Origin of the sequence: Bradyrhizobium sp. AS23.2, assembly GCF_001908185.1 — a bacterium.
Lineage (GTDB): Bacteria > Pseudomonadota > Alphaproteobacteria > Rhizobiales > Xanthobacteraceae > Bradyrhizobium.
Genome location: NZ_LGHM01000152.1, coordinates 1 through 9,135 on the forward strand (window position 1 = coordinate 1; position 9,135 = coordinate 9,135).

Sequence of the window (9,135 nt, forward strand, 5' to 3'; positions counted from 1 at the left end):
CCAGGCCCTAAAGTTGTGCACAGGAGCGATCAGGAAGGGCATCTTCAGCAGATGGCATCCGCCGGTTTTGGAGCCATCTTGGCGCCAGAGCACGCTCCCAGACTGCCGTCGCTCACCGCTATTCCAATTGAGGGCGACCCCGTCCGGCGAGAGGTGCAGCTTTTGGCCGTGGCGGGGAGGCAGTATTCGCCGGCGCTCGATGCCTTTATCAAAGTTGCTCGTGTTCGCGACTGGACGAGTGCGCTGGACAAACTCCGCCGCTCGTCTGCCCCTGCCTCGAACAACGACAATGTTCGCAAGGATGACGCACAAGGTGCAGGCTCCTTGATCCAAATCACGCGCCCCTGTCACTCGTCTCATTTCCGGTCCGACTCTAAGGGCGAGGCTTAGGCCCCATCCAATTCGGACAGGGCCGCAAGCACGGTTTCGGTCTTCGCTCCCGTGATGGAGTCCGGCCCGACACACGCTCGACGGACGATCCCTCGTTGGTCGAGGACGTAGGTGGCCGGCGTTGGCAACATGGAAAAGGAGAAGCCATGGGGAGCGCAGAGATCAAGGCCGCGCCGCAAGAGACGGCTCACTATCTCCGCCGGCACCACGGACACCAGGCCGAACGAAAGGCTCACCCCAAGATCTAGGTCGGAGAGGATTTCCAGATCCAGTCGGCGATCACGTTTGATATTGCGTAGCAAGTCTCCAGCCTCGGGCGTTATGGCAATTGCTCTGGCGCCGGCAGCGCGGATACTAGGGGTGGCCTCATGAAGAGCGCGTAGACCAGCTGCGCACAATGGGGACCAAGTCCCGTAAACGAAGGTGACGATCAAAGGTGCAGTTTGTCGCAATTGCAAAGATGAAACGAGCTTTCCATTTACTTCGGGGAGAAGGAAATCGGGGGCAAGTTCGTTCGCCTTCAGGGCGCCGTCAGGAACGCCTGCCTCTCGCAGCCACGATGAAAGCAGCCGGTCGGTTCGGATGTCTAGCATGCGAAAACCACTCAAGGTCTCCGCGAAGGGTTTGATCGGCGTATTAATCGGGTGCCGCTTCGAAACTTCGTCGTCCATTCTAGTTCTCCCCCAACGGCGCCCCTCGCGGCACCTGTCCGCTTATGTTTCTTGCATGGTGGCCGTGCGTTCTGGAAAACGATAATTCAACTTTGGAATGTTAGCCGTTGACGAATAATCGTTAGGAATAGTCGGCGGCCCCAAATATCGGGATGTGCCGCGGGCAAACGAAGCACTAGGCGCCGCTTCCGTAGAGGACGCCGCGAGCGATGACTCTCATAGTCACCACGCCCGTGCACCCGCGTACCGAGCGACAGCATGAGGCAAACGCCAACCATGGAGCGGAACGAACTGATACGAGCGGCGTGGTAGCGATCAGAATGCGCGGCATGTCGCCGAGCCGAAAGCCCAGCATGATCATGGCGAACATCTGTTGTTGCTGATAGCGCATGCGCGCGATCTAATCGATCACGGACAATTCGCATTGCGGACCGCGCGAGGATTCCGGCTCTTCACCAGAGAAGAACACGCACACCGCCCTGTTGGGCCACTCCAGCCGTCGCTTCGACGATACCCAACGCGGGCGTCAATCGGCATTCACAATTTGGACGCCGACCCCAGCTTTGGGGGCAATATTGGGCTCTAACTCAACTTTGATGCAGTTTAAATTCGCGTAGTGCATTTTCGGAGAGACTCACCGCCATACAACAATCGTTTAACCGCTCTAGTCTGGTGCTGAGTGGATTTGTTGTCGAAAGTGCTCAACAAGATGCTGATCGAGCCATTATCACGGTCCGCCCTTGCAGAGGTTTCGGTCAGCGTCCGTCGGGCGGGCACGGTTCCCCGGTGGGAGCACAACCATTACCGCCGCCAAGTGACTGATCCGCCGCTGTCGGGATGAATTGTTCAGCTCGTGGTCACTGCCCGGCGCTTCCGCTGCGACGCCTTTCTGTGCGGACGTCAGACTTTTACCGAGCCCTTCGCCGACGACGTATTGGCCCCATGTACGGGCGCAGAAAACTCGATTTGCTTCAGGTCAGACTAATCGGCACGGGATAAGCGGAGCTGCACCAAAAATGCGTCAGAACCAATATTGCAGGCCGAATAACACGCGGTGGAAGAACAGTCGTTGCGGGCAGGACTGGCAGAACCAGCCTTCCGGCTTGTCAGGCGCGTTGTAGCATGCACGCGACGTTGAGGGAGACCTCATCAAATTGGGTCCGTGCGCGCGACGTTTCAGAAATCAGAATCGGCGAAGTGACGTCCCGCGCCAACTAAGTCGAAACCGGGATATCCAAAAGTCGCAGCCCTGGTCTGCCAAAGTCTAACTCCCTTTCGTCCTTCCTGTCAGACGCGCAAATGCGAGTGCAATTGAGGACTTGCGTGCCGCAGGGCAGGCTCACCCCGCATCGCTTGTAGCAGCTTTCGGGCGAAGGAAGCTGCCGCTTGGCCCGACGCGGGGCCCTACTAGCCCCAGCAGGGGCACCACGATCGCGACAACGGAATGGATGAACGCAATCCTGTATAGGAACCCGGAGTTCGACCCCATGCGTCTAGCCGATGACGATCAGTTGACAGCACGACTCCAATTCAAGCGAACGGGAGAAGCGATGGCAGAAGGCCGCCCACTACTTTTGCCCTCCAAGCTGCGCGCCGGGCTCCGGCAAGTCCGTTTACGCGAGAATTTATCGAAGCCACGCGATTCGCAGCATGGCCCTGAAGATCTGCAGCCACTTTCGGGCTCGCAAGTGTCGCCTCCGATAACTCGATCCCCGATCATTGGAGGCGACCATGACTGCTCCACTTTCGATCCAGCTCGCCAATTGGATGGTGACGTCGCGGCGAACGCGATCCATCCCGTCGTTGAAATCTCTCCTTCCGAGGCTGTGGCACGCCTCACCGTAACAGGGCACGGCATGGCCGCCGAATCTGTGCGATCCACCAGCCGAGGCAAAATCCAACATCACTATCGGGCTCCCATGCATATGCTCGTGATGTACGAGAAGGGGGAGCGCCGCGACGGAGAGACATTTGTGGAAGGTTTGCCGCGATCAGCGCTCCGGAACCTTGAGCGGAAGCTGACATTCGTGCCGGCTGGCCGCGAATTTCACGATTGGCACGAGCCGCAGGGGTCGCAGATGCGGCTCATGTACTTCTACTTCGAACCTGAGAAGCTGAAGGCTCTTTCTAAGCGTGGGATCACGGACCTACCGGACGCTCCGCGCCTTCTATTCGAAGACGAAACGCTATGGCACACCGCGCTCAAGCTGAAGACGTTCGTCGAGAGCTCCGCAGGAGACCCGACCTACTTCGGGAGTCTCGGTACTCTGCTCATACATGAAGTTGCGCGTTTCACTTGCGGGATGCCCAGCGTTCAACCTCAACTCCAAGGTGGCCTTGCACCGTGGCAGCAACGACTCGTCACCGCCTATATCCAGGAACATCTCAATGAGCGGATACCGATTGGCACGCTGGCGCAGCTCGCTCGTCTGAGCCCGTATCATTTCTGCCGGGTATTCAAGCGATCGCTCGGTATGCCGCCGCATCGATACCAGACCAACCGTCGTGTTGAGCACGCCAAGTTACTGCTGGCAAACCGAGCAGGCTCGATGACGGAAATCAGTCGGGCGGTAGGCTTCAGCAGTCCTAACGCGTTCGCCACTGCGTTCCGGAAGGCGACGGGAATTGCCCCCACGGATTACCGCCGAAGCGTGGCTCCTCTCATGACATATAAATGACCTGCGACGTCGCGACCAACTTTTGCTATTCGGAAGGTGGAGGCATCTCGGCCTCACATTGCGATGAGGACGATCAGGCTTTCGGTGCCCGCTAGGAAAGCAGCTCACGAGCCTGAAGAAGACATCATCTACGAGTGATGGCCCTGGCGGAATCCGTTCTTGCGACCGTAGCGGTGAGCACGGTATCGCACGTAAACGGATCATTTCGGTCTTTAAACCGCCGAACCTGTTAACACACGGCAAATCGGAGATCTGGCCTACTCGGCGCTCCCATCGCTCGCCGGCGACCGGCTAAGACTGATTTTGCATCTTGGCTCCGCGAGCCGGAAGGCTCTTAGCGAACAGAAAGCAGAAAGCCCGCCGCGGGAGTTCAGCGACGCGACCGAAAGCTGAAGCGGCGCAAGGGGAACGGCCCCGCCCAAAGGCCATAGAGCGATCGTAGGGGCGTTCCGCAAATCTGTCGCTGCTAATGGAGCGTGAACGGGATGAGCTGACATTTCATCGGCCGGCTTACAGCAAGGGTGCTGAGGACCATCGAGCTGGCGAACTTCTCGCCATCACGAACCATGGCGTTCCACGCTGGAACTCGCGCGGTGTCATGTGTTGAACGGCCTTCGTGAAGGTGATATTTATGCACCAAGTTGTCGCGTATCGGAAGTGTATCTCGTGGCGCAGCAATCTATTCAAAAGCGTGCGGTAGCCGAGGAGCCAACTATCGTCGTCGTTGACGATGACAAGGCCTTCCGCGACTCACTCGGAGATCTGTTCAACTCGGTCGGCTTCAAGGTCAAGTTGTTTGGGTCGGCCGCGGAGCTGCTCGAAAGCGAAATGTTACCCGACGTGGTGGGTTGCCTCGTACTTGACGTCAGATTACCGGGGGTGGGCGGTCTCGATTTCCAAACCGAGCTGTCGAAAGGGAACGCTTCCATTCCCATCATTTTCATGACCGGGCACGGCGACATTCCGATGTCGGTCAAGGCGATGAAAGCGGGCGCTGTGGATTTTCTGACCAAGCCGTTCCGCGATCAAGATATGCTTGACGCAGTGGCGATCGCGCTGGAGCGCGATCGGACGCGGCGGAAGGCCGAGCAGCTGCTCACGGACCTGAACTCGCGTCTCGACCGTTTGAGCCCGCGCGAGCGAGAAGTGCTGGCTCTCGTAACTACTGGCTTAAAGAACAAGCAGATCGCTTTCCAGCTGAAGGTCGCTGAGATCACTGTGAAGGCGCACCGCGGCCACGTAATGCAGAAGATGGGTGCGCAATCTCTAGCCGAGCTTGTCAAAATAGCGGAGACGCTCGGCATAAAGTCGCCGCGGTCCTAATCGCTTCGTGATGGCATGCGGATCCATCAGCGAGGACGGTTGTTGCTTGCGCAAACCAACTCATGCTTTTAATCGTTGCCGGAAGGCCCTGCTGCCGCGTCGAGCGCAACCACCTGGCATCAGCCCACGCATTCGGACGTGGCCCAAACCGAGTTGAACTATTCAGAAGTTCTGCATCAGCTATTCCAAAGTATAGTATCGATGATTCCGAAGTATGGCATCGCCCGTCCACCGTATAATCGCCAGTTCAGACCCTTGTCGTTACGGTGCGATGATAGCCGCGCAGTGCCCTTCTTGAGATGGACACGGAACGCGAGATGCGGCGGACCGCAGCCCCAGTAATCAAGGTGGGGATATGTCTAGCGAGATTCAAATTTCGATCGTCGATGATGATGAGCACTCTCGCGCGGCGTTAGCGGGTCTCATGGAGGCAATGGGTTTCACGATTGAGGCCTTCCCGTCCGCACTGGATTTTTTGGCGTCTCCCAACTTCCGCCATACCTCCTGTTTGATCGTTGATGTCCACATGCCGCGCATGACTGGGATCGAGTTGCATAGCCGCTTGGTGGGATCTGGCTATGACATACCAACAATTCTGATTACCGCTTACCCCGATGACAGCGCGCGAGCTCGGGCTCTGGGTCGGGGCGTCGTTGGCTACCTGACCAAACCCATCGACGAGAAGGTTCTGCTCGGATACGTCGAATCGGCTCTGCAGCGCGCCAAATCGGATGAAAATCCGTCATGACCGCTCAATCAGCTGCCGGCGCCCGGCCAGGAGACTTGTGGTTCGCGTTCGGGCCCCCCGATCGTGAAATATGCCGCCTTCGGACAGCTGGAACATCGTATCTGCCTTCTCTAGGTTGCACGAGCTTCGCAAGGAAATTCGAATTGCAGAAATAGTGATCAGGCAATCGAGCGATTGTCATCGACGAGGGCATCGTTCTCTGTCGCGATTGACAGCCGCCGAAATAGCGGAGCGCGGGTCGTGACCCTTGAGCTCGAAGATCGTTGCTCTTTGAAGGGGCCGCCGTAAACTCGGTCTGCGAGAGGTCACGAGAACTAGTGATCACCACCGCTAAAGGTGAGCCGGACGGCGTGCTTGTCGAAGTGCGGGATTCCGGTCCAGGTCTGAGCTCACTGGACCTTGAGCGCGTCTTTGACGCCTTCATTACATCAAAGCCCGGCGGCATGGGCATGGGGCTATCAATCTGCCGTTCGATTGTCGAAGCTCACGGGGGACGCATATGGGCCACCCCGAACGCCGGGCCAAGCATCACCTGCAATTCACTGTGCCGATCAACGATCAAGCGACTGCATCCGCGCGTCCGGCGGCGTGATCTTCACTACTATTCAGAAATTCTCCCCCGCCGCCGGCGAGATTGCCTACCCGGTGGTGTGTAATAGGCGGAACATTTGTCATCGCCAATGAGGCCACCGCTTCCCGATGTATGAGTTTGGGAGCAAGATAGTGCCGTGGGTTTGGTGGCCAGCACCGTGTTGTACGGATTGCCAAACACAAACACCTTCGATGTGCGCCAAATGATTCGCTCCAGTTCCACGAATGTGCGCATCTTTAGTCGGTACTTCCACAACAGCATGTGTTGAATGAAGTTCCAGGTTACCCCCCAGGCCAAGAATGGTAGTCGCCGATAGTGGATTGGACTGAAGCCAAGTCGGCGCATCTTGTAGACGAGAAGATTGGCTCCGACAAAATTGTAGCGCCAATTCTCGAAGAAGGCGGTGACACTCAGGTAATCCTTGGTACGGCGACAATGATCCAGCGACCCCGGCGAATGGATCAGCAACCGTCCTCCCGGCTTGAGCATCCGCCAGCACCTAGCTAGCCACGCATCCAGGTCTTTGGTGTAGCCAATCGACTCGAGCGCATAGATGCCATCAAAGTATTCATTCGGGAGATCGAGGCTGTCGAAGTCGATGACTATCACCTGTCCACGCCCGCCAAGTCTCGCAAATTTCCGCCGGCAGATCTCCGCCTGCACAGATGAATTGGTCACGCACACAATTTCGATATTGCTCCGTCCGGCGAGGTATTCGGCTGCCGCGCCGGAGCCGCATCCGAGATCCAGGAATCGCATCCCGTCTTTCGGCTTCAAAAGTGCATATTCGGCCTCGTAAGGGTGCGAAAATGCCAATCGGGGAAACACACACGTGCTGTAGTTCGACTGCTCGTCGCGATACGTGCGGAACACGTCATCGTATGTGCGCTGTTCGTCGTCATGTTTGAGAAAGTCGTTCGGCTTTGGTGTCCACTCAATCAGTTGGCGCTGCTCGAATTCATTCAGTTGGTGGCCGATCTTGCTCGCGTCCTTCGGTCGGGTCACCAAAAGAAACAGTACGTAATGAAACAAGTTGTATGCCACAAACAACGCACCGATGACGGCCGCTGCCAACTGAGATATTAGAACAATATTCACGGTTGCTCCTGTGATAGCTGAAACATTCTTCGAACTCGCATTGCAGTTATCGAATTATAGCGATCAACGCACTTCCTAGAACAAAGCTGGGTACGCCACGAGTAGTGGCGGACGAGACCAAACTTGCCATCACAAACTGCGCATCGCGCGGCTCTGTCAGATCTAAGACTCTCGGAGCAGTAGGGCATGGTAGCCTCCTCTTGGTATCATCCTCGACGTTTGTCGATCATCTTCATGGTAGCTTCTGTTCGTGTAAAAGAATACTATCCACCACCCGGGGAGAATGACCTTGCAACGCCGGTGAGGAAAATCACCTCTCGCCATAGAGTCGATAGAAGATCGTTATCCCCGCCGCGCCGCGTGATGCCGTAGCGAGGATTTCCACCCTAAGCTCGCCTGCCATCCTGTTTGCCGATCACGCAGCGCCATCCCGCCAGGCGTTCTGCCGGATGCAGGTTCATCCACTCGGCGAGCTGCGGCGCGCCCATCAGGCAGGACTGCATCGAGACGTCGGCGAAGTCCGAGGTGGTGACGGTCTGCTCGTGGCAATTTGCCGGAGAGGAGAGATTGCAGAGCACGGCGATGATCTTGATCACGACTGGAGAGCCCCCTTGCTGCGATGGGCATTTGCTCGAATGATCTTGATGGCCTTGGCCACCGTGCGCGGATGCAGGCATAGCGCGTGGATCACCTCCTTCTTCTTGCAACCGAGATTGCACTCGAGGTAGCCGCGCACACGCTCGACGTTGAATGCCTCCAGCTCCTTGGAGCCGGGGCGCAGGTTCAGCGCTTCAATGGTACAGTATTCGAGGAACATGTTTGAAGCTGCCCACCGGGTCATGCACGCCATTCGCGTTCAGCGCTAGGACCAGATCGGGCGAATGCTTTGGCCGCATCAACGTGCGAAGCTTTCTCAGCTCGCCGCTCGTAGTCGTCGGCAAGGGCCTTAAGCTGACCCGCAATCGCTGAGTCGGTCATGGTTTCGGCTGCGCGGAGCAAAGTCCGTGCTGTCTCTAAATATGCCTTGCCTCGTTGTGAGATCTGGACCATCACAAGGCCCTCGCGCGGTGCTCTGGCTGCTGGTTGAAGGTGATCTGGAGCCAGCCTACCCAATTGCGGTCACTTTCCCTGCGAGCTCTGAAGCGATCGACGCACTTCTTGGAACAAAGAGGCGTTCGCCACGAGTAGTGCCGGACGAGACCAAACTTGCCATCACAAACTGCGCATCGCGCGGCACTTCCAGATCTAAGACTTTCGGAGCAGTTGGGCATTGTGGTCTCCTCTTGGCTTTATCGCAGCTATTCGTCGATCATCCTTTTTTCACAATCGCACTTCATGAGTTCGTGCGCTTTTCCAACGCATGCAGCCTAGGACGATCGCGATCAGCAACTCAATTGAACGTCAGTAGTCGTCCCGTCATCTAAATGGTGTCACGGAACGATACGAAGGTTTAAGGCGCTCCCCTTAAAGCCGACCATTTCCGCAATGGGGTCGATTTTGTTGCAGAACTATCTTGAGGAGCGGGGCGAACCGTGATTCCGTCGAGGTGAAGCGGCCATCGACGGAGAGTTTCGATGATGGGGCGGTGCAAGAGTGAGCAGGGTCAGCTGTTCTATGCGTTCGACCTCGAGGCCG

Annotated in this window: 9 protein-coding genes; 5 read left to right on the forward strand and 4 right to left on the reverse strand. The window is 57.2% G+C overall.

What is annotated here, in order from left to right; translation table 11 throughout:
• On the forward strand, nt 1–390 hold a 390-nt coding region (locus AC630_RS30520; protein ID WP_143198448.1), incomplete at its 5' end, for a LysR family transcriptional regulator substrate-binding protein.
• On the opposite strand, the gene AC630_RS30525 is transcribed toward AC630_RS30520, so the two are convergent.
• Complete coding sequence (locus AC630_RS30525) at nt 387–1,061, reverse strand: redoxin domain-containing protein (RefSeq protein ID WP_074122188.1); 675 nt, start codon at nt 1,059–1,061, stop codon at nt 387–389. The two genes, AC630_RS30520 and AC630_RS30525, sit on opposite strands and share 4 nt — an antisense overlap.
• Nucleotides 1,062–2,509: 1,448 nt before the next feature.
• On the opposite strand from AC630_RS30525, the gene AC630_RS30535 reads away from it, so the two are divergent.
• The 4 genes from AC630_RS30535 (at nt 2,510) to AC630_RS47905 (ending at nt 6,466) form a co-directional block, all read left to right on the forward strand.
• Complete coding sequence (locus AC630_RS30535; RefSeq protein WP_083636447.1) at nt 2,510–3,739, forward strand: AraC family transcriptional regulator; 1,230 nt, start codon at nt 2,510–2,512, stop codon at nt 3,737–3,739.
• Between the two features lie 666 nt (nt 3,740–4,405).
• Complete coding sequence (locus AC630_RS30540; protein ID WP_074122199.1) at nt 4,406–5,062, forward strand: response regulator transcription factor; 657 nt, start codon at nt 4,406–4,408, stop codon at nt 5,060–5,062.
• 355 nt (nt 5,063–5,417) lie between these two features.
• Nucleotides 5,418–5,810, forward strand: coding sequence for a response regulator transcription factor (locus AC630_RS30545; RefSeq protein WP_074122190.1), 393 nt, complete (start codon nt 5,418–5,420; stop codon nt 5,808–5,810).
• 362 nt (nt 5,811–6,172) lie between these two features.
• The gene (locus tag AC630_RS47905; RefSeq protein WP_502691551.1) at nt 6,173–6,466 is read left to right on the forward strand and encodes an ATP-binding protein; all 294 of its coding nucleotides are present in this window, start codon (nt 6,173–6,175) and stop codon (nt 6,464–6,466) included.
• Here AC630_RS47905 and AC630_RS30555 read toward each other — a convergent pair.
• From AC630_RS30555 to AC630_RS30570, 3 genes are all read right to left on the reverse strand, one after another.
• Nucleotides 6,412–7,500, reverse strand: a complete 1,089-nt coding sequence (locus tag AC630_RS30555) for an SAM-dependent methyltransferase (protein WP_074122192.1) — start codon at nt 7,498–7,500, stop codon at nt 6,412–6,414. The two genes, AC630_RS47905 and AC630_RS30555, sit on opposite strands and share 55 nt — an antisense overlap.
• Nucleotides 7,501–7,886: 386 nt before the next feature.
• Nucleotides 7,887–8,096 (reverse strand): hypothetical protein, encoded by a 210-nt coding sequence (locus AC630_RS30565; RefSeq protein WP_074122194.1) that lies wholly within the window; start codon nt 8,094–8,096, stop codon nt 7,887–7,889.
• Nucleotides 8,093–8,317 carry a hypothetical protein gene (locus tag AC630_RS30570; RefSeq protein ID WP_074122195.1) on the reverse strand — a complete coding sequence of 75 codons (225 nt, stop codon included), beginning with the start codon at nt 8,315–8,317 and terminating at the stop codon, nt 8,093–8,095. The genes AC630_RS30565 and AC630_RS30570 overlap by 4 nt, the downstream gene beginning before the upstream one ends.
• Between the last annotated feature and the right edge of the window lie 818 nt (nt 8,318–9,135).

Bases quoted from the DNA above. Each gene is read 5' to 3' on its own strand.
- AC630_RS30525 (WP_074122188.1), bottom strand. From the start codon at position 1,061: ATGGACGACGAAGTTTCGAAGCGGCACCCGATTAATACGCCGATCAAA.
- AC630_RS30535 (WP_083636447.1), top strand. From the start codon at position 2,510: ATGAACGCAATCCTGTATAGGAACCCGGAGTTCGACCCCATGCGTCTA.
- AC630_RS30545 (WP_074122190.1), top strand. From the start codon at position 5,418: ATGTCTAGCGAGATTCAAATTTCGATCGTCGATGATGATGAGCACTCT.
- AC630_RS30570 (WP_074122195.1), bottom strand. From the start codon at position 8,317: ATGTTCCTCGAATACTGTACCATTGAAGCGCTGAACCTGCGCCCCGGC.